We start from the raw sequence: 24,794 nt of genomic DNA on the forward strand, positions 1-24,794 counted from the left end.
CCCACATTCCTTCATTCGCCTCCGCTCGTCCAGCGGATCTCAGGGGTTTTGACCTGGGAAAACACCGCATTTGTGGCGAAGCGGACGACATTTGTTCTGGGCTGTCAGGCTTCCTTGTTTTCGGTCTGTTCACTACGGTGAGGAATCATGACGCTCCAGGCGCAGAAGCCGGTCGATGACGGGGAAAAGGCTCACTGGCTGGCGGTGCGGCCGAGGCTGATCCTCGCCAGCGCCTTCATGCTCTTTCTCGAGCTTGCACTGATCCGGTGGACCGGGTCCAACATCGTCCACCTCAGTTATTTCACCAATTTCGTGCTGCTCGGCTCGTTCCTGGGCATCGGGCTCGGCTTCCTGCGCGTGGGGCGTTCGCGGCGGCAGCCGTACTATTCGCCCGTCGTGCTGGCCGTCCTGGTCATCGTCGTGCTGACCTTCCCCGTCACGGTCGACCGCAACACCGAGGGCGTCCTCTACTGGACGAGCCTGTCCACCAGCGGGCCGCCCGCCTGGGCCATCCTGCCGGTGATCTTCTGCGCCGCGGCCGCCATCCTCATGGGGCCCGCCGAGCTCGTCGGGCGCTGCTTCCCCGAGCTGCCGCGCCTGGAGGCCTACCGCTACGACCTGATCGGCAGCCTCACCGGCATCGCCGCGTTCACCGCGCTGTCGTTCCTGAGCGCGCCGCCGGTGTTCTGGGGGATCATCGCGGCCATCTGCTACGGCCTGCTGCTGGTGCCCCGGCCGCGCGTGCTCTACGTGGGGCTCGTGACCGTGCCCTCGCTGGCCGTGGTCGGGCTGCTGCTGGCCGAGACGCTCACCGCCGGGGCGATCTGGTCGCCCTACTACAAGGTCACCACCAAGCAACTCCAGCAGCTCGGCATCCCCGTCACCGACATCGCCGTCAACGGCATCCCGCACCAGCAGGCCGTGCCCGCCGCCGCCCGCCTGCAGTGGGAGGCCCAGTACGGCCTGCCGTACGAGCGCACCGGCAAGCCCCCGAAGGACGTGCTCATCGTCGGCGCGGGCAGCGGCACCGACGTCGCGATCGCCCTGTCCAAGGGCGCCACCCGCGTCGACGCGGTCGAGATCGACCCCAAGTTGCGCGAGCTCGGCGGCTCCGTCCACCCCGACCGGCCCTACGACGACCCGCGCGTCACGACCCACGTCACCGACGGCCGCGCCTTCCTGGAGCGCACCGGCGAGAAGTACGACCTCATCCTCTTCGCCCTGCCCGACTCGCTCACCCTCGTCTCCGGGGCCAGCTCGCTGCGCCTGGAGAGCTACCTGTTCACCGAAGAGGCCATGAAGGCCGCGCGCGCCCACCTCAAGCCGGGCGGCACGTTCTCGATGTACAACTACTACCGTGAGAGCTGGCTCGTCGACCGCCTGGCCTCCACCATGCAGAGCGCCTTCGGCCACAAGCCGTGCGTCGACGTCGTCAGCACCGCGGGCCAGCAGGCCGTGATCACCGCCGGCCTGGCCGCGGCCGACCAGCGCTGCGCCACCGAGTGGCCGGGCGCCGCCATCGGCACCCCGCAGCCGGCCAACGACGACCGGCCGTTCCTCTATCTCAAGGACGCCACGATCCCGCCGATCTACATCATCACGCTCGCCCTGATCCTCATCGTCAGCCTGCTGGCCGTCCGCGTCGTCGCGGGCCCCTACCAGCGGATGCGCCCGTACGCCGACCTGTTCCTGCTGGGCGTGGCGTTCATGCTGCTGGAGACGAAGAGCGTGACCGGGTTCGCGCTGCTGTTCGGCACCACGTGGGTGGTCAACGCGATCGTGTTCGCCGGCGTCCTCGTCGCCGTGCTCGCCGCCGTCGAGGTGACCCGCCGCTTCCGCGTGCCACCACTGCCGGTCATGTACGGAGTCCTGCTGGCCGGCCTGGTGCTGGCCTGGCTCGTGCCCAACGAGTGGCTGCTGTCGCTCCCGCTGCCGCTGCGCGCGGTGGCGGCCGTGACGGTCGCGTTCCTGCCGATCTTCGCCGCGAACGTGGTCTTCGCCAAGCGTTTCGCCGAGACCGCCGACGCGACCACGTCCTTCGGCGCCAACCTGCTGGGCGCCATGGTGGGCGGCTGCCTCGAATACGTGGCGCTGGTGATCGGCTACAAGGGCCTGCTCATCGTGGCGGCCGTGCTGTACGTCGGCGCCCTGGTGTTGCTCCCGAGGAAGAAGTCCGCGCTGGTGTGACAGGGCCGCAATTCCTTTATGTAATTCCTTGACCGACGGTCAGATGAATGGTTTCCGCCGTGGGTTGATTTGTCGCGGAACACGAGGTGAGCTAGACGTACCAGCCATGTTCAAAGGGAAATTCGGCTTACTCGAAAGGGAGGTGCATTGATCGGGGGTGACGTCCGGTAAACCCACGAGAAAAGGTGAAGTCATGGCGACACGAGGGGCAGCAAGGATAGATGTCGAGCTCGCCCTCCGGCAGGAGCCTGAGCCGGTGCCCGCCGGACGCGCGGAGCAGGTCGCCGCGGTGCTCCCCCAGGGAGTGCTGTTCGCGACGCCCCCGCGGACGACGGGGGAGGAGCCGCGGACCCCGCAGACGGAGTGGTCGCTCACCTCCGCGTGGCCCCACCGGGGCCGGAGCGCCACCGGGACCGCCGCCGTCCACTACGGTGCGGGCCACGACCGGCTCACCCGGCCGATGATCTTCGCGGACGGCTTCGGCCACGGGCCGAGCGACATGCGCGGGCTGTGGCACCGCCTCAACGCCTCCTACCCGCCCCACCGGCACCGCCTGCTGGACCAGCTCCTGGCCCAGGGCATCGACGTCGTGCTGCTCGGCTACGGCGCCCGGCACACCCACCTGCAGGCCAACGCGGGCGTGGCGGCGGCCTGCGTACGCCGGGCCATCAGCGAGCGGGCCGGCGACACGCCGCTGATCGTCGGCGGCGTCGGCATGGGCGGGCTGATCACCCGCTACGCGCTGGCGGAGATGGAGCACCGCGGCGAGGACCACCAGACCGAGACGTACCTGTCCTACGACACGCCGCACAACGGCGCCTGGATCCCGCTCATCCTGCAGCAGCTCGCGTACTTCTCCGCCGCCCTCGCGCCGGGCGGGCCCGGCCAGGCGGACCTCATCAAGAGCCCCGCCGCGCAGCAACTGCTGTGGGCCTGGGTCGAGAGCGGCCGGTACTCGGGGCCGGTCGCCACCGCCAGCCCGCTGCGCGTCGAGTTCATCGGGGACCTGCGGCGCGTCGGCTGGTTCCCGGCCCGGCCGCGCAAGCTCGGGGTGGCCAACGGCGCCGCCGACGGAACCGGCAGGAACGTGCCACCCGACGCGCCGGTGTTCGAGTGGAACGCCCTGGACGGGCTCGTCGGCGTCACGGTCCGCACCCAGCCCGACCGCGGCACCAACCGGCACGTGGGCGGCATGCGGGCGGTGCCGATGTGGGCCAGCAAGAGCTACACCAGCGACGTCGCGCCGTTCGACGGCGCACCCGGCGGGACGATGCCGTCGTACGGGATGCTCGCCGACAAGCTGGGCGTGCCGATCGACACCCGCTACCGCTCGGCCTGCTTCGTCCCGTCCGTCAGCGCGGTCGCCCTGCAGTACGACCCGCTGGAGTGGCCCGTCGATCTCTACACCGACATCACGGCCCTGTCGCCCGAGCAGAGCCAGCTCGACGACTTCCAGTGCGACGCCCACAACTCCGAGCACGGCGAGGTCACCGCCACGCTGGCGGAGTGGATCCTGGGCCAGCTCGGCAAGTAGCGCTCCGGCCGGGCGGCGGGTGAGACCTCAGCCCGCCGCCCGGCCGGGCGGCGGAGAGCGTCCGGCTAGAAGCCGCAGAGCTCGTCGAGGGACTTGGCGCCGGCCTTCTGGCTGTTCTTCGTCGGCGTCTGCGTCGGCCCCGCCGGCCCCGTTGTCCGCGGCTTCTGCGGGGTCGCGGTCCCGACGCCCGGCGAGGCGGTCACGTTCGCGGTCTGCGCCTGGCGGGCCGGGCGGCCCGAGTCGTTGATCGCCTTCTTCGTGGCCTGGCGGATCTTGACCCAGTCGGGGCGGCCCGAGTAGAACTCCGGCGGCACGAACTGCAGGCTCGTGATCTTGGCGTCCTTGACCTTGACCGCCAGCGCCACCAGCGGGTTCAGCAGGTCGCGGGGGATGTTCGTCTGCGCCACGCGCCTGGCCGCGCCGGCGAGCTTCTGGAAGTTGGTCAGGATCACGGTCGGCGTGGCCTGCTGGGCGAAGGCGCCGATGACGCAGCGCTGGCGGGCCATGCGGGAGAAGTCGTCGCTGTTGACGCGGGAGCGGCCGTACCAGAGGGCCTGCTCGCCGGTCAGCTTGCGGTTGCCGGCCTTGATCGTGCCCGCGGTGCCGTAGAGGCCGCCCCACGGCACGTCGTGCTCGACCCTGATGCGCAGGCCGCCGATGGCGTCGACGAGGTCGGCGAAGCCGTACATGTTCATCATGGCGTAGTAGTCGATCTGCAGGCCCAGGGTGTAGCCGATGGCGTCCATCAGCGCCCGGGGGCCCTTGTTCTTGCCGCCCATGACCTGCGGGTTGTCGTTGGCGTACTGCCAGACCTCGTTGAGCAGGCCGCCGTTGGGCAGTTCGGCCATGAAGCCGTTCGGGAACTGCTTGTGCAGCGGCGAGTTCGATGGGAAGCGCACGTGCTGCATGTTGCGCGGGAGGCTGAACAGGACCGTCGCGCCGGTCTTGATGTTGATGCTGGCCACGTTCATGCTGTCGGTGCGCACGCCGGTCCGGTTGCCGGCCGCGTCGCCGCCGATGAGCAGGAAGTTGACCCGGTCCTTGCCGTTCCACGGGTCCTCGGGGTTCTTGATCACCACGGGGTTCTCGGGGTCGGGGTGGGACGGGAAGATGTCGTTGATCGCGTTCCGGGCGGTCAGCACGGTCTGGGCCGCGAAGGCGAACGGCGACATCACCGCCACGCAGAGCACGCCCACCAGGATGCCGGTCAGCACCTGGCCCTGCTGCCTGAGCTTGTTCGGGCCGAGCGCCACGTATGACGTCACGACGACCGCGAACCACGCCAGCGCCAGCACCGACGCGACGACGACCACCGTGACGAGCATCCCGTCGTCGGCGAAGGAGGAGAAGCCCGCCAGGCCGCCCCGGCTCAGCATGTAGGCCAGGAGCCCCAGCAGCAGCAGCGCGTACGCGCTGATGAGCGCCAGCCCGGTACGGCGGTGCCCGGCGCGCAGATGGGCGGCGCCCGGCACGAGGGCGGACAGCGCGGTCCAGCCGAGCACGGCTCCCGTCGTCAGCGGTTTGGCGAACCGCGGGCGGGACGACGACCTCGCGGCGGAGCCGGAAGCCGGGCGCGATCGTCGAATGGGGCGTCGTTTCCTGCCTTCTGGCACGGTGCTGACCCCATCGCGATTGCTCACACCCGGCTCCTTACACGCCTACCAGGCAAAATTGACGCTTGCCCCCCGTTGGGCACAAGATTGCCAGGATTCTAGTCCTCATATCTGGACATCAGAGACATGTGTTCAAGCTGAGATGAATACCACGTGTCCGTCAGGAGACCGTTGAAGAGGACGCCATCCAGGTGTTGCACTGGTAGGCCTGGCTCCTCTCCCACCCCTGGCGGAACCACCGATTGTTGTTCACGGGCTTGCCGTGATCGCGTGGCCAGCCGGGGTAGTCGCCCACCTGACCGTAGAACGCGAACAGCCGGCTCCGGTTGGCGGTGTTCACCGGGTACGACGACGCCACCGACCGCATCCACATGCCGGCGAAGCACGTGGCCTGCAGCTCCAGCCGCCTGCTCAGCGCCAGTTTGCCGCTCTGGCTGGTGGAGTCCAGTGTCGTGCTCCACCACGAGTTCATCAGGCCCGTGATGTTCTGGACGTGGTGGCCGTACTCGTGGGCCATCATGCTGATGATGCCGCCGTGCCAGGTGATGATCTGGCCGTACCCGCGGGCGTTGCCGTTGCCCCGGGCCATGGCCGAGGTGGAGGCGTAGATCGTGTTGTTGCGCGGGCAGTAGTACGGCACCATGCTCCCCGCCGACGGGTAGTCCCCGCACGCGCCCCTGCCCCGCTTGGCGGCGATGGCGTAGTTGGGCGCGCTGAACTCGATGCCCTGCTTCTCCAGGATCGGCCGCCACGCCTGGTCCATGCACCTGCCGGTCTTCAGGATCAGCGACTTGAGCTGGCTGTGGCTGAAGATGTTGGCGTTGCCGGCCCGGCAGGTGAGCCGGGGCAGCGCGCCGGCCCGGTAGACGGTGTTGTTCTTCAGGCTCGTGTTGAGCGTGACCTTGGGGGGCGGCGTGACGGTGGTGTCCGGCTCCTCCTCCTCGGAAGGCTGCTCGCTGGGCGTCGGCGTGGCGTCCTGCGTCTCCGACCTCGTGGGGAAGGGGTCCGGGTCGTCGCTGGTGCTCTCCGACGGCTCGTACGTCGGGATCGCGATCGGCGTGGTCGTCTCCGACCGCGAGGAGCTCTTGAGCATCGCCGCCCCGATGACGATGAGCACGAACAACGCCGCCAGCGAGCCGAACACGGCGCCGAGCACCCCGGCGACGCCCATCCCGGACTTCCTGTGCGGCGGCTGCGGCCACTGCCGCGTCGGCATCGGCGGCGGTGGTGGTGGCGGGGGAGGCGGAGGCTGCTGCCGGTACGGTTGCCCGTACGGCGGCTGCGGGAACGGCTGCCCCTGCGGATAGCCCGGCCCCTGAGGCGGCGGTCCCTGCGGTGGCCCCTGAGGCGGCCCCTGGGGATATGCGGGCCCCTGCTGATACGGATTCCCCCGAGGGGGTGGCGGCGGCGGGGGAGGGGGCGGCGGTGGCGGCGGCGGGTACGGGCTTCCGCCCTGCGGCTGCGGCTGCCGATACCCCGGCGGCGGCCAGGGCCGCGAGGGGGGCCTCTGGGGCTGCCCTGGCCCCTGAGGCGGGGGTGGATATTGCCCGTTCCCTGTCACCGTGTCTCCCCGTGTACCCACTTGTCCGCAATGCTGGTTTTGCGCCGCGACTTGACGGACCCTTGCCAAATTTGGGGCAAAAGCATACTGATTTATCACCCGTCACGGATGTGACAGGGCTCGGTCACAGTCCGAAATCATTCGAGGTGATCTCGGTTATCTCCCGGTCCGGGCGGCGGGCGGTGTCCTAGCTTCGTTGGCATGAATCTCCAGCAGCTCCGCTATGTGGTCGCGACTGCGGAGCACCGCACCATGACCGACGCGGCCAGGTCGCTCTACATCGCGCAGCCTGCGCTTTCCCGCGCGATCCGCGATCTGGAGCGAGAGCTCGGCATGACGCTCTTCGCTCGTTCAGGCCGTGGTGTGGTCGTCACCGCACAGGGCCGCCGGGTGGTCAAGCTGGCGAGGGAGGTACTCGACGCCGTTCACGAGATCGAGGGCCTGGCCAACCACGGCGCCGTCACCGAGGCGGAACTCCGCATCGCCTCCACCCCCAGCCTGGAACCCGGCCTCGCAGGGCGGCTGCTGCCCGCCTACGCGGCCGAGCACCCGGGAGTACGCGTGCACATCGTCCGCTGCGACGGCCGTGACGCCGTCGTCAGCGCCATCAGGGATCAACGGGCCGACCTCGGTCTCACCGACCTTCCGGTGCCCACCGATCTCATCACCCATCCGCTCGAACGCCAGGAGATCGTCCTGATCTCCCCGCCCGGGCTCGACCTGCCCAATCCGGTGCCGATGGGCAAACTGCACGGCATGCGCCTGGCGCTGCCCGCCCGCGGCAGCATGCGGCGCAGGGAGCTCGACGCGATGTTCGGCAAGTACGCGGTCACTCCGGTGGTCGTGCTCGAGACCGACGAACGCAACGGCTGGCTCAACGCCGTACGCGCCGGGCAGGCGTCACTGCTGTGGTACCGCGGCATGGCCGAACAGGCCGGGCGCGCGGGCCTGGTGGTGCGCTCGCTCGAACCCGCACTGCGCCGCGTCATCGCCGTCGTGCACGCCCGCCGCCGCCTGCCGATCATCGCCCAGGACTTCCTGGCCACCGCAGAAAAGGGGACAGCCGCCTGACCACTTGAGGAACGATCCACGAAAGACGACCGCCGAACCCCCGAGCGCGGTCAGATCCTGATCCGCAGCACCTCTCCGGTCCCGGCCTGCGTGCCCCTGTCGGACACGTAGTACGCGCCGTCGGGACCGGCCGCCACCCTCGTCGGCGTGAACAGGCCGTCCCTGGCGATGAGCGTCCTCGTACCGTCGCGTACCACGCGGTGCGGGGCTTACCGCAGGGTCGCCCGGCAGCAGCCCGTTGGCGGCGATCTCCAGCACCTGAAGCCGGCCGCCGCGGCCGGCCTCGCCGGGATGCTCACCGGGCGGGGGAGAGCGGCAGCCGCACCACGGCCCGCAGCCCCGGCGCGGCGTCCTCGAGGGCGACCGTGCCGCCGTGCGCCCGCACGGTCTCCCGCACGATGGCCAGCCCCAGCCCGGCGCCGCCCTCATCGCGGCTGCGCCCGGAGTCGAGCCGGGTGAAGCGGTTGAAGACGCGCTCGCGATCCTGCTCGGGGATGCCGGGGCCGTCGTCGGTGACCGTCAGGACGCCGTCGGCGGTCAGCGTCACCTCGACCTTGGAGGAGGTGTGGCGGACCGCGTTGTCCATCAGGTTCGTCAGCACCCGGCTCAGGTCGAGGGCGTCGCCCCGGACCACGACCGGGTCGCAGACGGTCAGGCGGGCCTCGGCGTACCGGTCGGCGGTCTGGCGTACCACCTCGTCGAGCTCGACCGGCTCGCGGCGGGCCGGCACGCCGCCGCGCTCGTCGAGCCGGGCCAGCGCGAGCAGGTCCTCGGCCAGCCGGGACAGCCGCATCGTGTCCTCCAGCACGCCCTCGGCCGTCTCCCGCCAGTCCTGCCCGTCGGGATGCCCGAGCGCCACCTCGAGCTGCAGCCGGATGCTGGCCAGCGGGCTGCGCAACTCGTGCGCGGCGTCGGAGACCAGCGCCCGCTGGCGCTGCTCGGCCTCCTCCAGCCGGGCCAGCATGCCGTTGAGCGTGGTGGCCAGCGAGTGCACCTCGTCGCGCGACTGCGGCACCGGCAGCCGGCGCGACCTGGCCGTGTGCGTGATGTCCGCCGCGCCCCTGCGCAGCGCCGCGATCGGGCGCAGCGTACGGCCGATCATCAGCCAGCTCGCCACCGCGAGCAGCACGACCAGCGCCGGCGTGCCGACCAGCAGCACCCGCCCGGCCGTGCCCAGGCTCGTCTGGATCTCGCCGACGGGCCGGGCCGCGATGACGGTCTGCCCCCGGTCCGCGCTGAGCACGATGACCCGCAGGAAGCCCGGGATCGCGTATGGCCGCCCGTCCAGCTCGATGGCCTCCCCGCGCGCGAGCACCTTGGCCCTGGCCGCCGCGTCCAGCAGCGGCACCAGCCGGTCGGCGCCGTACGTGACGTGCGTGATCCGCCCCGTCGCGTCGATGACCTGGACGACCGTGCCGTCGTGCGTGGTGATCGGGCTGGTGAGCGTGCCCGCGTCGGCCGCCACGCGCACGGCCTGCGCCTGCTGCATGGTGGACTCGTCGACGGTGGCCATGAGCGTCCGGTCCAGCACGCTGAGCAGCACCGACGCCGACAGGGCCAGGGCCAGGGCGAGCACCGCGGCGGCGGCCACCGTGAGGCGGAAGCGCAGGCCCTGCCGCCGCCACCAGACCAGCGGGGACTCAGCCACCGTCGCCCGCCAGCCGGTAGCCGGCGCCGCGCACGGTCTGCAGCGCGTTCCTGCCGAACGGGGCGTCGATCTTGCGCCGCAGGTAGCCGACGTACACCTCGACCACGTTCGGGTCGGTGTCGAAGGTGTCCCACACGTGTTCCAGGATCTCCGACTTCGACACGACCTCGTCACGCCGCCGCATCAGGTATTCCAGCAGCGCGAACTCCCGCGGCGTCAGCTCGACCGCGTTGCCCTCCCGCTCCACCTTGCGGCGGGCGGGGTCGAGCGACAGGTCGCCCGCCACCAGCACCGCCGGCCGCCGCCCCGCGTCGCGCCGCATCAGCGCCCGCAGCCGGGCGACCAGCACCACGTACGAGAACGGCTTGGTCAGGTAGTCGTCGGCCCCCAGGTCGAGGCCGTCGGCCATGTCGTATTCGCCGTCCTTGGCCGAGAGCATGAGGATCGGCACCCAGTTCTCCTCGGCGCGCAACTGCTTGCACACGTTGTACCCCGACAGCCGGGGCAGCATGATGTCCAGCACCACGACGTCGTAGTCGCCCTGCCTGGCCGCGTACAGGCCCTCCTCGCCGTCGTGGGCGAGGTCCACGGCGAAGCCCTCGGCCTGGAGCCCGCGCTGGAGCGCCGCGGCCATTCGCCGCTCGTCCTCGACGACAAGTACTCTCATGTGGCGATTCTCCCGTTCCGGCGCTGAGACGACGCTGAGAAGACTGAGAGCCGTCTCAGACAGTCTCAGGCTTGCCACAGGATGCATCACGCAGGCTCTGAACATCGACATACCGTTAAGGAGTGAGATGCGAAGAGGCACGTTCGTGAGGTGGGGAGTCCCGATCGCGGCGGCTGCCGTGATCGGAGCCGCGATCGGCGCCGGCCCCGTCATCGCCGCGGTGAGCGGCGAGCCCACGCTGCCCGAGCGCTCGGCCCAGCAACTGCTGGCCGACGCCGCGGCGGCGACCAGCAAGGGCGGCATCCCGCCGATGTCCGGCACCGTGCAGCAGACCGCCTCGCTCGGTCTGCCCGCGCTGCCGGCGACCGGTGAGGCGTCGCCGCTCAGCCTGCTGTCCGGCTCGCACGAGGTGAAGGTCTGGTACGGCGCCGAGGACAAGGTCCGGGTGGCCATGCCGACCCAGCTCAACGAGACCAACCTGATCGTCAACGGCGGTCAGGCCTGGTACTGGGAGAGCGCCAGCAACACGGCCACGAAGCTGACGATCAAGCAGGGCGCCGGGGAGCAGCAGCACGCCCTGCGGACGCCGCAGCCGACCGACCTGACACCGCAGCAGGTGGCGGAGCGGATGCTGACCGGCGTCGACGAGCACACCGCCGTCCGGGTGATCAACACGGCGGAGGTGGCGGGCCGCCCGGTCTACCAGCTCGTGCTGTCGCCGAAGGACGCGGGCTCGCTGGTCCAGGAAGTACGCATCGCGCTCGACGGCGAGACGTACGTCCCGCTCCAGGTCCAGGTGTTCGCCAAGGGCTCGGCCGAACCCGCGTTCCAGGTCGGCTTCACCCAGGTGACGTTCACGCCGCCGGCGGCCGAGAACTTCACCTTCACCCCGCCCCCGGGCGCCAAGGTGGAGGAGAAGACGCTCGGCGAGGAGCGGGACTTCGGCAAGAACGCGGAGGAGAAGGCCGAGAAGGCCAAGGACGTCGCGGGCGATCTGAAGGTCGTGGGCGAGGGCTGGGCCAGCGTGGCGGTCGTGCCGTTCTCGCTGTCCGACCTGACCGCCCAGCAGGCCGAGACGTCCGAGGACTCGGGCGACCGGTTCGACCCGGATGGCGGTGACGTGGACCCGTCCGCGCTGGCCGACACCGTGCTCAAGTCCGCCACCCCGGTGAGCGGCACGTGGGGCTCCGGCAAGCTGATCAAGACCAAGCTCGTCACCGCCCTGCTGACCGACGACGGCCGCCTTCTGGTCGGCGCGGTCACCCCGGAGGAGATCACCAAGGCGGCGGGCATCAAGTGACCACCGTCACGCAGGAAGCGGGGGCGCCCTTCGGGGCGGCCCCGCCCTCCGGGGGCGTCTCCGGGGACGAGGCCATCGTCACGCAGGGCCTGACCAAGCAGTTCCGCGGCGGCCAGATCGCCGTGGACGCGCTCGACCTGGCCGTGCCGCGCGGCTCGGTGTTCGGGTTCCTGGGGCCCAACGGCTCCGGCAAGACGACCACGATCCGCATGCTGCTGGGGCTGGTGTCGCCGACGTCGGGCGCGTACTCGGTGCTCGGGCTGCCGCAGGCGCGGGCCCTGCCGAAGGTCGGCGCGCTCGTCGAGGGCCCGGCCTTCTACCCGTATCTGTCCGGCGAGGCCAATCTCATGCGCTTCGACGCCGCCGACCCGACCGCGCCCCGCGCGAGCGCCAGACGGCGGATCGCCGAGTCGCTGGAGCGGGTGGGCCTGTCGGCCGCCGCGGGCAAGCGTTACCGCAACTACTCGCTCGGCATGCGCCAGCGCCTGGCCATCGCGGCCGCGCTGCTCGGTCCGCGCGAGCTGCTCATCCTGGACGAGCCCACCAACGGGCTCGACCCGCAGGGCACCCGCGAGGTGCGCGCGCTGGTCAAGGAGATCGCCGCGGACGGCACCACGGTGTTCGTCTCCTCGCACCTGCTGGCCGAGGTCGAGCAGATGTGCACGCACGCCGCGATCATGCGGACCGGCAAGCTCGTCGCCCAGGGCACGATCGCCTCGCTCAACGGCGGGCTGGTGGCCCGCGTGCGGGTCGAGACGCCCGACACGGCCGACGCGGCGCGGGTGCTCGGCACGCTCGGCCTGGCCGACGTGCGGCCCGCGGGTGGTGAGGTCACGGCGGAGCTGGGCGGGCACGCGCCGGAGACGATCAACGCCGCGCTCGTGGGGGAGGGCGTGGCCGTACGTGGGCTGGCCGTGGTGCGGCCGAGCCTCGAGGACGTGTTCGTGGGATTGACAGGGGAGGGCTTCGATGTCGACGGCTGAGAGCGCGACAGCGACGGAGCAGGGGCGGCGGACGCCGGGTCTGGTGCCGGTGGCGGAGACCATGCGGACCGCCCAGCGCCACGCGCCCGAGTCGTCGCCCCCGGCCGAGCGGCCGGCCTCCACCGGGCCCGCGCGGGCGTTCTGGCGGCTGCTCGGCTCGGAGCTGGGCCTGACGTTCCGCCGCCCCCGCAACCTGGTGATGCTGGGGGTGCTCGCCGCCGTACCGGTGATCATCGGTGTCGCGCTGCGCGCCTTCGGCTCCGGCGAGGAGGGGATGGGCGGGATCATCCAGGCGGTCGCGGGCAACAGCCTGATGCTGACCTTCGTCTCGTTCTCGTTCCTGGTGCTGCTGCTGATGCCGGTGGCCGTGAGCGTCGTGGGCGGCGACTCGATCGCGGGGGAGGCGGGCGCGGGCACGCTGCGCTACCTGCTGGCCGCCCCGGCGGGGCGCACGCGGCTGCTGGTGGTCAAATACCTGAACGCGGCCGTCTACGGGTACGCCGTCACGGCCGTGGTGGCCCTGTCGGCCCTGGTGACCGGTCTGCTGCTGTTCCCCACGGGGCCCGTGACGCTGCTGTCGGGCACCACGATCTCGATGGGCGAAGGGCTGGTGCGGATCGCCATCTCGGTCGGCTACATCGGCACGGCCATGGCCGCGCTCGCCGCCGTGGCGCTGGCGCTGTCGACGTTCACGGAGGTGTCCATCGGGGCCATCGCGGCCACGATGGTGCTGCTCATCGTCTGCCAGGTGCTGCGGGCGATCCCCGAGCTGAGCTCGATCACGCCGTACCTGCTGCCGACCAAGTTCACGAACTTCGACGCGGTGCTGCGCAGTCCCATCGACTTCAGGGCGCTGGGCGACGGGCTGCTGGCGTTCGGGGCCTACATCGGGCTGTTCGGCTCGATCGCCTGGGCCCGGTTCTCCGGCAAGGACATCACCTCCTGACCTCGCCGTCCGGGCTCGGGCCCGTGGCGAGGCGCCCACCCGCCGGGGGCGGGCACCTCGTACGGCAGAGCCGGGCCGGGCGTCAGGAGGTGGGGCGGCGGCGCAGGCCGAGGGCGCCGATGACCACGCCGATGACGCCGACCGCCAGCCCGGCCCCGCCCAGGAGGCGGGCCGTGGTGTCGGAGGCCGACGCGGACGCCGACGACACCGGCGTCACCGAGGGGGCGGCCGCCGCCGCCGGGGAGGCGCTGGGAGAGGCGCTGGCCGAGGCCGCGCCGTGGGCGTCGTCGCCGCTGGCGGGGACCAGCTTGAGGAGCGGGGCCGGGTGCTCGGCCTCGGTGCCGTCGGTCTTGGGCGCCTCCGACCAGTCCACCACCTCGCCCCCCGAGTAGGTCTGCTTCGTCGGGAACATCAGCGAGTCGGTGTCCTTCGGCAGTTGCCCCATGGACACCTCGAACTCCTGGAACTCCCCGGGGTTGATCTTGCCGCCCGACCAGACGACCTTGGTGACGGCCTCCTCCAGATCGCCGTACTCGGTCTTGACCGGCGCCGGCAGCTTGCTCTCGGTGACCTTGACGTCCCACCCGGGCACGGGCTTGACCGACACGAAGGCGAGCGGGTGGTCAGCGGGGAAGGAGACCTCGATCTTGGTGGTCGAGGCGTCGTCGCGCTCGTTCGGCACCCGGAAGGCGACCTTGGTGAACCCGCCCTGCTCGGCGGTGCCGGGCTGGATGGTGACGTGGGCCAGCGCGGGCAGCGCGAGGCCGGCGGTGAGCGCGGTGGCGGCGGCCAGGACGGTCGCGGCGCGGCGTAGGAACGACATGCGTGAACTCCACTTGGTATCGGGGGGATGAGAAGGGGGCGTCAGACGGTCAGGCGGGAAGTGGAGGACCACGCCTGGCCACGCTGTGCCGGAAGACCGGCGTGAGCGGGACCACCCTGATGTGCACGATGGGGCCGGGGGCCCGCGGAACGAGTGCGGCGACCGGGGTGAGCAGGAGGAGCCGGCGGCCCAGGCGGCGCAGCAGCGACCACAGGGCGGCCTCGCCGCGCGCCACCCACAGCCCGGTGATCACCGTGGCCGTCAGGTGGGTGAGCAGCATGCCGGCGTTGACGGCCAGCCCGCCCTGCGCGTGCCCGTGGACGGAGACGTAGGCCGAGCCCGCGCCCGCGAACAGCTCGTGCAGCCCGAGCTGCGCCCCGACCAGCACGATCGTGATCGTGCCCGCCGAGCGCTCTCTGCCGCCCAGGGCGAGCCCCAGCGCGGCCACGCCCGCGAGTCCGAGAAGGGCGGGCCGCGGCGCGGGCGCCGCACCGCCGCCGATCACGTGGGCCAGCGCGGCCAGAGTCACGCAGACGGCGGCGAAGGCGGCCGTCCGCGCGAGCCTGAGGGGCAGTTGCGCACGCATGGGTGTGCCCCATGCTCTCACGGGGCAGGGAGTCTTGAGACCCAGAGGTCCAAGGTGCGCAAGGCCTGGTCCGAAAATGGCATTTGTCGCTAGGGTCGTGCCGACCACGTTGAACATAGAGGTGAGAACGTTGCGGCACTTAGCTGGTTTGCTCATCGGGCTTGTGGTGACGGCGGCCGTGCTGGGAGGCGGAGGGTGGGCCGTGCAGCAGGCGGTCGGCACCGCGGCGGCGACTCCACCGGACAACCAGAGGATGTGGATCGCGCTGGGCGCGATGGCCGCGGTCGGGCTCGTGGTGGGCCTGGTTACGGCCGGCCGGATCTCGCCGCTGGCGACGTTCGTCCCGTCGATGGTGCTGCTGGCCTGGACGGTCGTCTACGCGCTCGACGTCAACAGGGCGCTGTCCCTCATCCCGGCCGAGCCGTCGGTCAACCAGATCATCAGAGACGCCGGCTTCGGCGCCAAGACCCTGCTCACGACGGGCGTCTACGCCCTGCTCGGCGTGGTCCTGTTCATCCCCGTGCTGATGCCGTCACGCTGGTCGCGCCGTCATGACGACCTCGACGAGGAGTACGAGACCACGCCGGAGGGCAGCTACTACTAGCCCGCGCTGCCGGTGTAGAGGCGGGTCACGACGTCCTCGATCGACGACTGGTCGGGCGCCGTGGCCATCAGGTCGTCGAGCGTGCCGTCGAACGCCAGCCGCCCGTGGTCGATCAGCATGACCCGGCGGCACAGGCGCTCGATGTCGCCGAGATCATGCGTGGTCAGCAGCACCGTGGTGCCCCGCTCGGCGTTGAGCCGCTGCAGGAAGTCCCGGATGCTGGCCTTGCTGACCACGTCGAGCCCGATCGTCGGCTCGTCGAGCACCAGGACGTCCGGCGCGTGCAGCAGGGCCGCCGCCAGGTCGCCCCGCATGCGCTGCCCGAGGCTGAGCTGCCGCACCGGGGTGCGCATGAAGGAGCCCAGGTCGAGCGTCTCGGTCAGCTCGCCCAGCCGCGCGGCGAACGTGGCACGATCAACTTTGTAAAGGTGCCGGATCAGCTGAAAACTGTCGCCGAGCGGCAGGTCCCACCACAGCGTCGTCCGCTGCCCGAACACCACCCCGATCCGCCGCGCCAGCGTCGTGCGCCTGCGCGACGGATCCAGCCCCGCCACCCGCACCCTGCCGGACGTGGGGGTCAGGATGCCGCAGAGCATCTTGATGGTGGTGGACTTGCCCGCGCCGTTGGGCCCGAGGTAGCCGACGAACTCCCCGGCCGACACGGTGAACGACAGGTCGCTCACGGCGTGGACGAGGCTCCGCCGCACCTTGAACGAGCGTCCGACCCGTTCGAGCTCGATCATTGCTAACTCCCCGTTGATCGGTAGTGCCGGACTCCCTGCCGCCAGGCCAGCGCGGCCAGCAGGGCGAGGACCAGCGCGGCGGCCGGCCCGAGGAACCGCATGAACGCGGGTGTGCCGAAGGGGTCGTCGCGGCCCAGGACGTACAGGCCGGGCTGCCAGTTGATGAAGGCCAGCGGGAGCACGTACGTCACGCCGGCGACCAGGTCGCGGGCGTAGATGCTGAGCGGGTACTGGCTGAGCTGGTGGCTGCCGTAGGTGAAGGAGCTGGTCACCTCGGGCGCGTCGGTGAGCGCGAACTGCAGCGCCCCGGCCATCGTCCACAGCGAGGTGAAGATGACGATCCCGGTGACCACCATGACGGGGACCATCCAGGTGCGCCGCCAGTCGAGGTCGAGCGCGGTCATGGCGTAGCCGAGCACGAGACCGGACTGGACCACGCGCCCGATCCGGTTGGCGTTGAAGCGGTCGGTGGTGAGCTGGATCCACGCGCTGACCGGCCTGATCAGGAAGGTGTCGAGGGTGCCGGCCCTGATGTGCTGGCTGACGCGGTCGATGTTGCTGACGAAGGTGTCGCAGAGGGTGAAGGAGACGCTGGCGGCGCCGTACAGGAAGAGGACCTCGTCGCGGGTGAAGCCGGCGAGGGTGGTGGTGTTGGCGAAGATGACCAGGATCACGGCGACGTCGAGCGCGGCGATGGCGAAGCCGAGCAGGGTCATCAGCGCGAACGAGGCCGGGTAGGAGGCCGCGGCGCGCGTCCAGGTCCACAGCAGCAGGACGTACGTCCTAACCACCCTGGATCACCACCTTGTGGCGGATCGCCCGGGTGCCGAGCGCGCCGAGCCCGAGCAGGACCACGGCCCAGAACGCCTGGAAGCCGAGCGTCTCCAGGACGGGGGCCTTGCCCAGGTAGAGGTCGGTGGGCAGTTGCACCATGGCGGCCCAGGGCAGGGACCTGGCCAGGTCGCCGAGCCAGCCGGGGAAGATGTGCAGCGGCACCATCATGCCGCTGAAGAAGGTGGTCAGGACGAGTGACAGGACCGCCACGCCGCGGTCGTCCAGGAGCCAGCAGACCGACAGCGCGACGAGGTAGCGCCAGCCGAAGCTGACGACGACGCCGAGGGCGAAGCCGGTCAGGAAGGTCAGCCACCGGCCGGGTGTGGTGGGGACGAGGACGCCGAACAGGGCCGCGCCGACCAGCATGGGCGGGAAACCGCGGACGACGAACAGGTAGGCGGCCCGGCCCATGTCCTCGGCCAGCGTCCAGAGCTGCAGTGAGGCGGGGCGGACCAGGTCGAGGGCGATGTCGCCGCTGCGGATGCGTTCGGGAATGGACAGGCCGCCGCCGAACAGTTGCATCGGGCCGATGAACGCCTGGGTGACGAAGCAGTAGGTGACGGCGTCGGTCAGGTCGTAGCCGGCCAGGCCCGGGCGGGCCTGCCACAGGGCGATGAGGATGTAGGCGCGCAGGATGCCGAACACGCTGTTGGTGAACGCGCCGGCGAGCGCCGCCCAGACGTAGGTGGCGTGTTTGCGGAAGCCGTACCGGACGAGCCGGGCATAGAGCGGTATGGTTTTGCACCTCCGGGGTGTGATGACACGGTGACAGGCCGTGTCCGGACCCGCGCACGGGTCTGCCGGGCAGAGCATGGAATTATCCGTTGCGGCCTCAGCGGTCCGCAACGCGATAAACGAAGCGCAGGCCCGACCAGGTCGCGTCGATGGCGGCGACCTTGTTGTCGACCAGTCCCTGGTCCAGGCCGTAGTCCCGGATGGGGTTCTCGGACAGGTCGGTGGGGACCTTGCTGGCTCGTTTGGGCCAGCAGACCCACAGGCCGCCGTTCCTGGCGAGGAGGGCCTTGGCCGAGGGGAACCGGGTGTGCAGGGCGGCGCTGTCGGAGCAGAAGATGAGGATGACGTCGTAGGGGCCCTCGGCGGGGGCGTGGTGGACGTCGGCTTCCGGTCCGCCCAGGGCGAGCCCGTCGAGGTCGTCGGGGGCGTCGATGGCGAGCACCAGGTGGCCCGGCTTGACGCCGAGCTTGCGCGGGAGGGGGGTGCCCGAGTATCCGGCCATAGGTGTCAGCGTGTCACAGCGCCGAAATATCCGTGTAAGAGATGAGACACTTACTGGCCGGTAGAACGATGTTGAAAGGGGAAGAACAGTCCCTGGAGGGTCGATATGCGGATCGACAGGGATGTGGTTCCCGATTACCCCTTGAGCTGGCAGGCTCGCGCGCTCACCGGCCTCATGCGGGGGACCGTGAAGCCTGCCTCCGTCCTGCTGATGCGCCATCCGCTGGCGCTGGTGGGGGCGGCCCGGCTCGGTGATCTGGCGCGGATGGTGCACGTGCCCCATCCGGCGCACGTCTCGGTCGTCCCGGCGGAGTTCGCCTCGTGCGGGGGCGAGTGGGTGCGCGGAGGGCAGGGGCTCGACGAGCGCAAAGTGGTGCTGTACTTCCACGGCGGGGGCTATTTCTCGTGCTCCCCGCGTACGCATCGGCCGATCACGTGGCGGTTGTCGGTGGCGGCCGGGCGGCCGGTCGTGGCGCTCGACTACCGGCAGGGGCCGGTGCACCGGCTGGCCGACTCGCTGGCCGACGCGCTGGACGCGTACGACTGCCTGCTGCGGCGCGGATACGCGCCCGGGGACGTGGTGGTGGCGGGGGACTCGGCCGGTGGCCACCTGGCGCTGGCGACGCTGCTGGCGCTGCGCGATCGGGGGCTGCCGCTGCCGGGGGCGGCGATCTGCCTGTCGCCGTGGGCCGATCTGACGGACTTCCCGCGCCGGGCGAACCGGTGGCAGGATCCGCTGCTGCCGGCGAGCCGGGTGCGGTGGCTGGCGCGCCGGTGGACGTCGGGGCTGGACCCGCGGGATCCGCTGGTCTCGCCGGTGCGCGGGGACTTCACGGGGCTGCCGCCGCTGATGATCGTGACGGGGTCGACGGAGGTGCTGCGCGACGAGGCCAGGCGGGTGGCCGAGCGGGCGCGGCTGGCGGGGGTGCCGGTCAGGTACGAGGAATGGCCCAGGATGCCACACGTGTTCCCGATCCTGGCGGAGGTGCTGCCGGAGGCGCGGCTGGCGTTCCGGCACATGGCGTCCTTCCTGGGTGCGGTGGCCGCCCGGCCCGCGTCGATGGGGGATTCCGCGGCCGCGTGATTTTTACCCTGTCCCTTTTGCGATGGTCGGCGTACGCTGGCAGACCTAAGGCATGTAAGGTTAGGTATACCTAAGTTGTATACCAGGGGGGCAATTCGATGGCTGAGAAGTCCAGGGATCATCATCGCGGCGTCGTCCTGCGGACCGAGCAGATCTCGCGGCACATGGTCCGCGTCGTGGTCGGCGGTGACGGGCTGGCCGACTTCGCCACCACGGGACTCACCGATCACTACGTCAAGCTGGTCTTCCCCTACGAGGGGGTCGACTATCCCGAGCCGTTCAGCGTGAAGTCCTGCCGGGAGAGCATGCCCCGCGAGTTGTGGCCGAGGCTGCGGACCTACACCGTACGCGCCTGGGATCCCGACGCCCTCGAGCTGACCCTCGACTTCGTGGTCCACGGCGACGAGGGCCTGGCCGGGCCCTGGGCGGCCAACGCCAAGCCGGGCGACGTCGTGCTCATGCTGGGCCCCGGCGGCGGCTACGTGCCCGACCCGGAGGCCGACTGGCATCTCCTGGTGGGCGACGAGAGCGCGCTGCCGGCCATCGCCACCTCGCTGGAGGCGCTCCCGGACAGCGTGGTGGCCCACGTCCTGATCGAGGTGGACGCGCCCGCGGACGAGCTGAAGCTCGGCACGGCCGCCGACGCCCGGATCCGGTGGATCTACCGGGGCGACCGTCCCGTGGGCGAGGGTCTCGTACGGGCGGTGCGCGAGCTGGACTTCCCCGAGGGCGCCGTGCACGCCTTCGTCCACGGCGAGGCCGGCTTCGTGAAGCAGCTCCGCCGCCACCTGCGCCTCGAGCGGGGCGTCCCGCTGGAGCGGCTGTCCATTTCCGGCTACTGGCGGCTCGGGGCGGACGACGAGGCCTGGCGCGAGGTCAAGGGCGCCTGGAACCGCCAGGTCGAGGCCGAGGAAGAGGCGGCGATCGCCTCCTGACTCACCGGGAGGGAATGACCGTCTTACCTCCCATACCCCTTATGTAAGACATGCGGAAAGCCTCCCCGGAGCGCGCCACAGTGTGCTTGGCCGTGTTCCGGACAGGGCCGGACAGGGGAGGGACGGATCCGGATGGCGCGTGGTGCGAGCGGCACGCCTCCGGGCGTGCGACCGCTTACGGTGGGGGACCCGGTCGTCATCGGCCGATATCTGCTTCTCGGCCGCCTCGGCACGGGCGGCATGGGAGTGGTGTATCTGGCCGAACACCCTCAGGGTGGCCTCGTCGCACTCAAGACACCGCACGCGGTGCATCTCCACGATGCCACGCTGAGGGCGCGCTTCGCCGAGGAAGTGGCTTTCTCGCGCAGACTGGTGCCCTTCTGCACGGCGGCGGTCGTGGAGGACGGCTCCGACGGGGACCGGCCGTACCTGGTCACCGAATACCTCCCCGGCCCCGCCCTGTCCCAGGTCGTCAGGACCGGCGGCCCGCTGACCCCCGATCTCGCCCACGGCGTGGCGCTCGGGGTCGCTGCGGCGCTGGTCGCGGTGCACGAGGCGGGGCTGGTGCACCGGGATCTCAAACCGGGCAACGTGCTGCTGTCGCCATGCGGGCCCCGCGTCATCGACTTCGGCATCGCCCGCGACCTGGACGCCCTGGCCGCGCACACCCAGGCGGGCCAGGTCATGGGCAGCCCTGGGTGGGTGGCGCCGGAACGGCTGACAGGCGCTCCCGCGCTGCCCTCCTCCGACGTCTTCGTCTGGGGCTGCCTGGTCGCCTTCGCCGCCACCGGCCGCCATCCGTTCGGCGACGGCGAGCCGGAGGCGCTGACCCGGCGCATCGTGTGCGAGCCGCCGCGGCTGGCGGGCGTGCCGGACCTGCTCCGGCCCGCCGTCGAGGCCGCCCTGGCCAAGGAGCCGGACGGCCGCCCGACGGCCGCCGACCTGCTGCGGGCCTTGCTGGCTGCGGGCGGGGCGGGGGCGGCGCGGGATCTGCGGCGGGCGGTGGCGGAGGTGCTGGCGAACACGTGGACGCCGGTGCCGTGCCCGGCGGGCGGCGAAAGAGCCCGGCCACGGGCGGACGAGCCCGGGGCGGCCGGGCGAAGGAGGCGAACGGCGGGAGGAAGGGCGGCCCGGCGAAGAGGGCGTACGGCGGGCGGAATGGCCCGGCGCGGCGCGCATCTGTCGCACGCGAGCTTCGCGGCGCTGGCCACGGTCTCGATCGCGGCTGCCCCCGCCCGTCGGCGTCGATCACCACGATCCCCCAGGACGGCCCCGGCGAGTCCTCGGACCCGCCGCTCTCGGACACCCCCACGCCGACGGTCTCCGGCGAATGAAAAGGCCGCGCCAGTGCTGGGGGGTACTGGCGCGGCCCATTCGCCGGGGAACCGTCCCATGCCCTGGAGGTGGCCGGCGAACTCGGGGAGATCAGTGGGCGAACTGCTCCTCTTCCGTCGAGCCCTTGTAGGCGGTCGTCGAGGAGTCGGGCGCCACGGCGGTGCTGATCAGGTCGAAGTAGCCGGTGCCCACCTCACGCTGGTGGCGGGTGGCGGTGTAGCCGCGCGCCTCGGCCGCGAACTCGGCCTCCTGCAGCTCCACGTACGCCGTCATGCCGTCGGTGGCGTACCCCTGGGCGAGGTCGAACATGCCGTAGTTGAGTGAGTGGAACCCGGCCAGGGTGATGAACTGGAACTTGTACCCCATGTGGCCCAGCTCCCGCTGGAACTTGGCGATCGTCGAGTCGTCCAGGTGCTTCTTCCAGTTGAACGACGGCGAGCAGTTGTAGGCCAGCATCTGGTCCGGGTACTCGGCCTTGATCGCCTCGGCGAACTCGCGGGCCACGTCGAGGTCGGGCGTGCCGGTCTCCATCCAGAGCAGGTCGGAGTGCGGCGCGTACGCCAGCCCGCGGGCCACGCACGCGTCCAGGCCGTTCCTGACCCGGTAGAAGCCCTCGGCGGTGCGCTCACCGGTGGCGAACGCCTGGTCGCGCGGGTCCACGTCGCTGGTCAGGAGTGTCGCGGCCTGGGCGTCGGTCCGCGCGATGATCAGCGAGGGCACCCCGGCGACGTCCGCGGCGAGGCGGGCGGCGTTCAGGGTCTTGATGTGCTGGCCGGTCGGGATCAGCACCTTGCCGCCCAGGTGGCCGCACTTCTTCTCGGAGGCGAGCTGGTCCTCCCAGTGCACGCCCGCGGCGCCGGCCGCGATCATGCCCTTCATCAGCTCGAACGCGTTCAGCACCCCGCCGAACCCCGCCTCGGCGTCGGCCACGATCGGCGCCAGCCAGTGGGGGCCGTCGGTGCGGCCCTCCGACCAGGTGATCTGGTCGGCGCGCAGCAGCGCGTTGTTGATGCGGCGCACGACGGCGGGCACGGAGTTGGCCGGGTACAGGCTCTGGTCCGGGTAGGTGTGCCCGCCCAGGTTCGCGTCCGCGGCCACCTGCCAGCCGGACAGGTAGATGGCCTTCAGCCCGGCCTTCACCTGCTGCACCGCCTGGTTGCCGGTCAGCGCGCCGAGGGAGTTGACGTAGTCCTCGGTGTGCAGCAGGTTCCACAGCCGTTCGGCGCCGAGCCGGGCGAGCGTGTGCTCCTCCTGGACACTGCCCCGCAACCTGATCACGTCTTCGGCGCCATACGTACGCTCGACGCCCTCCCAGCGAGAGTCGTTGTCCCATTCGTCCTGCAGCTGCTCGGCAGCTCCCTTGAGGCGATCGTTCATTGGTTCGCTCCTTTGTCGTCCCCTGGGGCTTACGCCGAGTGTCTGCCCTGGGAGCACCCGCCAATAGGCCGATCAAGTGAGAAGATTCGCGAAAATTCTCGCCACATGCATTACCAGTGGGTATTCAGCAGTGAAGAAATCGCGAGTTTTACCGTTGGACTAGACCAATCGCCCCGTGCTCGGGAGCGCGGCGAGAAGGGCACCCCCGGGAGGCTAGAAGATGAGCCAATTTTCTGTCTAAGATGCCAGCATGGCGTCCTTGCTAGGCGAAGAACCGCTGTCTTTGACGCAGGAGCTTGATCTGATCGCGTTTGGCCAGCGCCTGCGCCACCTGCGCAAACAACGCGGCCTCACGCTGTCCGACCTGGGATCACGCGTCAGCAGGGCGCCCAGCCAGCTGTCGCTGCTCGAGAACGGCAAGCGCGAACCCAAGCTCTCCCTGCTCAAGTCGCTGGCGTCCGCCCTGGGCGTCCCCGTCGAGGAGCTGCTGCGCCGCCAGCCCCCCAACCGCCGCGCCCAGCTCGAGATCGCGCTGGAGGAGGCGCAGCGCGACCCCATCTACGCCGGGCTAGGCCTGCCACGGCTGAAGGTCTCCGCCCGCGTCCCCAACGACGTGCTCGAACACCTCCTCGGCCTGTACGGCGAGCTGCGCTCCCGGCAGGCCCGGGGCACCGCCACACCGGAGGAGGCCCGGGCGGCCAACGCCGAGCTGCGGCGGCGGCAGCGCGAGGTGGGCAACTACTTCCCCGAGATCGAGCAGGCCGCCGCCGAGGCGCTCGAGGTGGTCGGCTACCGCACCGGAGCGCTGTCCCAGAGCACGATCCAGAGCCTGGTCACGCACTTCGGCTACACCGTGCACACCGCCCAGGACCTGCCCCGCTCCGTGCGGTCCATCACCGACCTGCGCAACCGCCGCATCTACGTCAAGCACGAGCAGCTCGGCATGCACACCCCGCGCACGATCCTGCTCCAGACGCTCGGGCACCTCGCGCTCGGCCACGACAAGCCCCGCGACTTCGCCGACTTCCTGCGCCAGCGCACCGAGGCCAATTACTTCGCCGCCGCCGTGCTCGTCCCCGAGAAGGCCGCCACGCTCTATCTTCAGGAGGCCAAGTCCGACCGGGCGCTGTCGGTGGAGGACCTGCGGGACGTGTTCGCGGTCTCGTACGAGATGGCCGCCCACCGCTTCACCAACCTGGCCACCCACCACCTGGGCCTCGTCTGCCACTTCGTGCGCAACGACGCCGGGGGCACCATCTACAAGGCCTACGAGAACGACGGCATCGTCTTCCCGGCCGACGAGCAGGGCGCCATCGAGGGGCAGCGGATGTGCCTGCAGTGGTCGGGGCGGCAGGTGTTCGCCTCGCCCGACCGGTTCTCGGTGTTCTACCAGTACTCGGACTCGCCGACCGGGACCTACTTCTGCGTGGCGCACGTGGACCCGTCGCGCGAGCGGGACTTCGCGATCACGCTCGGGGTGCCGTACAAGGAGTCGCGCTGGTTCCGGGGCCGCGAGACCACCAACCGCACCAAGTCCGGCTGCCCCAACGGCGACTGCTGCCGCCGCCCGCCCACCGAGCTGGCCGAACGCTGGGAGGGCTACGCCTGGCCGTCCGCCCGCGCCAACTCCCACGTCCTGGCCGCGCTGCCGCCCGGGTCGTTCCCGGGCGTGGACGAGGCCGACGTCTACACCTTCCTGGAGCGGCACGCCGCCGGGACGTAGCCCC

General features: G+C 70.9%; 22 protein-coding genes and 1 pseudogene. 11 read left to right on the forward strand and 12 right to left on the reverse strand.

The genetic code is table 11. The features are described from left to right. Positions 1-147 precede the first annotated feature (147 nt). Together AB0I15_RS44630 and AB0I15_RS44635 are read left to right on the forward strand one after the other, a co-directional pair. Positions 148-2,187, forward strand: a complete 2,040-nt coding sequence (locus tag AB0I15_RS44630; RefSeq protein ID WP_358110584.1) for a spermidine synthase — start codon at positions 148-150, stop codon at positions 2,185-2,187. Between the two features lie 256 nt (positions 2,188-2,443). Continuing rightward, a complete protein-coding gene (locus AB0I15_RS44635; protein WP_358110587.1) occupies positions 2,444-3,721 on the forward strand; it encodes a hypothetical protein in 1,278 nt (425 codons plus the stop codon). Between the two features lie 65 nt (positions 3,722-3,786). Here AB0I15_RS44635 and AB0I15_RS44640 read toward each other — a convergent pair whose 3' ends face one another. Both AB0I15_RS44640 and AB0I15_RS44645 read right to left on the reverse strand, forming a co-directional pair. Beyond that, positions 3,787-5,361: an LCP family protein gene (locus tag AB0I15_RS44640; RefSeq protein WP_358110590.1), complete on the reverse strand. Its 1,575-nt coding sequence runs from the start codon at positions 5,359-5,361 to the stop codon at positions 3,787-3,789. A 133-nt stretch (positions 5,362-5,494) separates the two neighbouring features. Beyond that, entirely contained in the window at positions 5,495-6,550 is a 1,056-nt protein-coding gene (locus AB0I15_RS44645) for a neutral zinc metallopeptidase (RefSeq protein ID WP_358110592.1), read from the reverse strand. 546 nt (positions 6,551-7,096) lie between these two features. Between AB0I15_RS44645 and AB0I15_RS44650 the strand changes: the two genes are divergently transcribed. Then, positions 7,097-7,966, forward strand: a complete 870-nt coding sequence (locus AB0I15_RS44650) for a LysR family transcriptional regulator (protein ID WP_358110596.1) — start codon at positions 7,097-7,099, stop codon at positions 7,964-7,966. 50 nt (positions 7,967-8,016) lie between these two features. Here the strand turns inward: AB0I15_RS44650 and AB0I15_RS44655 are convergent, their stop codons facing one another. The 3 genes from AB0I15_RS44655 to AB0I15_RS44665 form a co-directional block, all read right to left on the reverse strand. Beyond that, positions 8,017-8,163: a hypothetical protein gene (locus AB0I15_RS44655; RefSeq protein ID WP_358110599.1), complete on the reverse strand. Its 147-nt coding sequence runs from the start codon at positions 8,161-8,163 to the stop codon at positions 8,017-8,019. A gap of 98 nt (positions 8,164-8,261) precedes the next feature. Beyond that, on the reverse strand, positions 8,262-9,614 hold the full coding sequence (locus tag AB0I15_RS44660) for an ATP-binding protein (RefSeq protein WP_358110602.1): 1,353 nt from the start codon (positions 9,612-9,614) through the stop codon (positions 8,262-8,264). After that, a complete protein-coding gene (locus AB0I15_RS44665) occupies positions 9,607-10,281 on the reverse strand; it encodes a response regulator transcription factor (RefSeq protein WP_358110605.1) in 675 nt (224 codons plus the stop codon). The genes AB0I15_RS44660 and AB0I15_RS44665 overlap by 8 nt, the downstream gene beginning before the upstream one ends. Positions 10,282-10,408: 127 nt before the next feature. Here AB0I15_RS44665 and AB0I15_RS44670 point away from each other — a divergent pair, with 127 nt between their 5' ends. Genes AB0I15_RS44670 through AB0I15_RS44680 form a run of 3 tightly spaced genes read left to right on the forward strand, consistent with a single transcriptional unit; the run spans position 10,409 to position 13,510 of the window. Then, entirely contained in the window at positions 10,409-11,581 is a 1,173-nt protein-coding gene (locus tag AB0I15_RS44670; RefSeq protein ID WP_358110608.1) for a DUF2092 domain-containing protein, read from the forward strand. Further along, on the forward strand, positions 11,578-12,564 hold the full coding sequence (locus tag AB0I15_RS44675; protein ID WP_358110611.1) for an ABC transporter ATP-binding protein: 987 nt from the start codon (positions 11,578-11,580) through the stop codon (positions 12,562-12,564). Before AB0I15_RS44670 ends, AB0I15_RS44675 begins: the two co-directional genes overlap by 4 nt. Continuing rightward, the gene (locus tag AB0I15_RS44680; RefSeq protein ID WP_358110613.1) at positions 12,551-13,510 is read left to right on the forward strand and encodes an ABC transporter permease; all 960 of its coding nucleotides are present in this window, start codon (positions 12,551-12,553) and stop codon (positions 13,508-13,510) included. Before AB0I15_RS44675 ends, AB0I15_RS44680 begins: the two co-directional genes overlap by 14 nt. Before the next feature lie 82 nt (positions 13,511-13,592). Here the strand turns inward: AB0I15_RS44680 and AB0I15_RS44685 are convergent, their stop codons facing one another. Then, a complete protein-coding gene (locus AB0I15_RS44685) occupies positions 13,593-14,333 on the reverse strand; it encodes a YcnI family protein (RefSeq protein WP_358110616.1) in 741 nt (246 codons plus the stop codon). A gap of 49 nt (positions 14,334-14,382) precedes the next feature. Next, the gene (locus AB0I15_RS44690) at positions 14,383-14,919 is read right to left on the reverse strand and encodes an MFS transporter (protein WP_358110619.1); all 537 of its coding nucleotides are present in this window, start codon (positions 14,917-14,919) and stop codon (positions 14,383-14,385) included. Between the two features lie 148 nt (positions 14,920-15,067). On the opposite strand from AB0I15_RS44690, the gene AB0I15_RS44695 reads away from it, so the two are divergent. Beyond that, a complete protein-coding gene (locus AB0I15_RS44695; RefSeq protein ID WP_358110622.1) occupies positions 15,068-15,523 on the forward strand; it encodes a hypothetical protein in 456 nt (151 codons plus the stop codon). Here AB0I15_RS44695 and AB0I15_RS44700 read toward each other — a convergent pair. Genes AB0I15_RS44700 through AB0I15_RS44715 form a run of 4 tightly spaced genes read right to left on the reverse strand, consistent with a single transcriptional unit; the run spans position 15,520 to position 18,337 of the window. Beyond that, positions 15,520-16,266 carry an ATP-binding cassette domain-containing protein gene (locus AB0I15_RS44700; protein WP_358110625.1) on the reverse strand — a complete coding sequence of 249 codons (747 nt, stop codon included), beginning with the start codon at positions 16,264-16,266 and terminating at the stop codon, positions 15,520-15,522. The two genes, AB0I15_RS44695 and AB0I15_RS44700, sit on opposite strands and share 4 nt — an antisense overlap. A gap of 2 nt (positions 16,267-16,268) precedes the next feature. Continuing rightward, the gene (locus tag AB0I15_RS44705) at positions 16,269-17,057 is read right to left on the reverse strand and encodes an ABC-2 family transporter protein (protein WP_358110628.1); all 789 of its coding nucleotides are present in this window, start codon (positions 17,055-17,057) and stop codon (positions 16,269-16,271) included. Next, entirely contained in the window at positions 17,050-17,913 is an 864-nt protein-coding gene (locus AB0I15_RS44710; protein ID WP_358110631.1) for an ABC-2 family transporter protein, read from the reverse strand. The genes AB0I15_RS44705 and AB0I15_RS44710 overlap by 8 nt, the downstream gene beginning before the upstream one ends. A 19-nt stretch (positions 17,914-17,932) precedes the next feature. Then, on the reverse strand, positions 17,933-18,337 hold the full coding sequence (locus AB0I15_RS44715) for a hypothetical protein (protein WP_358110634.1): 405 nt from the start codon (positions 18,335-18,337) through the stop codon (positions 17,933-17,935). A gap of 141 nt (positions 18,338-18,478) precedes the next feature. Between AB0I15_RS44715 and AB0I15_RS44720 the strand changes: the two genes are divergently transcribed. The 3 genes and pseudogenes from AB0I15_RS44720 to AB0I15_RS44730 form a co-directional block, all read left to right on the forward strand. After that, positions 18,479-19,420, forward strand: coding sequence for an alpha/beta hydrolase (locus tag AB0I15_RS44720; RefSeq protein ID WP_358110636.1), 942 nt, complete (start codon positions 18,479-18,481; stop codon positions 19,418-19,420). Between the two features lie 98 nt (positions 19,421-19,518). Next, positions 19,519-20,355: a siderophore-interacting protein gene (locus tag AB0I15_RS44725; protein ID WP_358110638.1), complete on the forward strand. Its 837-nt coding sequence runs from the start codon at positions 19,519-19,521 to the stop codon at positions 20,353-20,355. Between the two features lie 132 nt (positions 20,356-20,487). After that, positions 20,488-21,300: pseudogene (locus tag AB0I15_RS44730) on the forward strand (serine/threonine-protein kinase); the annotation flags it as partial. Between the two features lie 480 nt (positions 21,301-21,780). Here AB0I15_RS44730 and aceA read toward each other — a convergent pair. After that, positions 21,781-23,067: an isocitrate lyase gene (gene aceA, locus AB0I15_RS44735; RefSeq protein WP_358110641.1), complete on the reverse strand. Its 1,287-nt coding sequence runs from the start codon at positions 23,065-23,067 to the stop codon at positions 21,781-21,783. 283 nt (positions 23,068-23,350) lie between these two features. Between aceA and AB0I15_RS44740 the strand changes: the two genes are divergently transcribed. Then, complete coding sequence (locus AB0I15_RS44740) at positions 23,351-24,790, forward strand: helix-turn-helix domain-containing protein (RefSeq protein WP_358110806.1); 1,440 nt, start codon at positions 23,351-23,353, stop codon at positions 24,788-24,790. Positions 24,791-24,794 lie beyond the last annotated feature (4 nt).

Source organism: Nonomuraea sp. NPDC050643 (genome assembly GCF_040654715.1).
Classification (GTDB): domain Bacteria; phylum Actinomycetota; class Actinomycetes; order Streptosporangiales; family Streptosporangiaceae; genus Nonomuraea.

Bases quoted from the DNA above. Each gene is read 5' to 3' on its own strand.
- AB0I15_RS44725 (WP_358110638.1), top strand. From the start codon at position 19,519: ATGGCTGAGAAGTCCAGGGATCATCATCGCGGCGTCGTCCTGCGGACC.
- AB0I15_RS44645 (WP_358110592.1), bottom strand. From the start codon at position 6,550: ATGCCGACGCGGCAGTGGCCGCAGCCGCCGCACAGGAAGTCCGGGATG.
- AB0I15_RS44700 (WP_358110625.1), bottom strand. From the start codon at position 16,266: ATGATCGAGCTCGAACGGGTCGGACGCTCGTTCAAGGTGCGGCGGAGC.
- AB0I15_RS44670 (WP_358110608.1), top strand. From the start codon at position 10,409: ATGCGAAGAGGCACGTTCGTGAGGTGGGGAGTCCCGATCGCGGCGGCT.
- AB0I15_RS44680 (WP_358110613.1), top strand. From the start codon at position 12,551: ATGTCGACGGCTGAGAGCGCGACAGCGACGGAGCAGGGGCGGCGGACG.
- AB0I15_RS44650 (WP_358110596.1), top strand. From the start codon at position 7,097: ATGAATCTCCAGCAGCTCCGCTATGTGGTCGCGACTGCGGAGCACCGC.
- AB0I15_RS44630 (WP_358110584.1), top strand. From the start codon at position 148: ATGACGCTCCAGGCGCAGAAGCCGGTCGATGACGGGGAAAAGGCTCAC.
- AB0I15_RS44715 (WP_358110634.1), bottom strand. From the start codon at position 18,337: ATGGCCGGATACTCGGGCACCCCCCTCCCGCGCAAGCTCGGCGTCAAG.
- AB0I15_RS44690 (WP_358110619.1), bottom strand. From the start codon at position 14,919: ATGCGTGCGCAACTGCCCCTCAGGCTCGCGCGGACGGCCGCCTTCGCC.
- AB0I15_RS44665 (WP_358110605.1), bottom strand. From the start codon at position 10,281: ATGAGAGTACTTGTCGTCGAGGACGAGCGGCGAATGGCCGCGGCGCTC.
- AB0I15_RS44685 (WP_358110616.1), bottom strand. From the start codon at position 14,333: ATGTCGTTCCTACGCCGCGCCGCGACCGTCCTGGCCGCCGCCACCGCG.
- aceA (WP_358110641.1), bottom strand. From the start codon at position 23,067: ATGAACGATCGCCTCAAGGGAGCTGCCGAGCAGCTGCAGGACGAATGG.
- AB0I15_RS44710 (WP_358110631.1), bottom strand. From the start codon at position 17,913: ATGCTCTGCCCGGCAGACCCGTGCGCGGGTCCGGACACGGCCTGTCAC.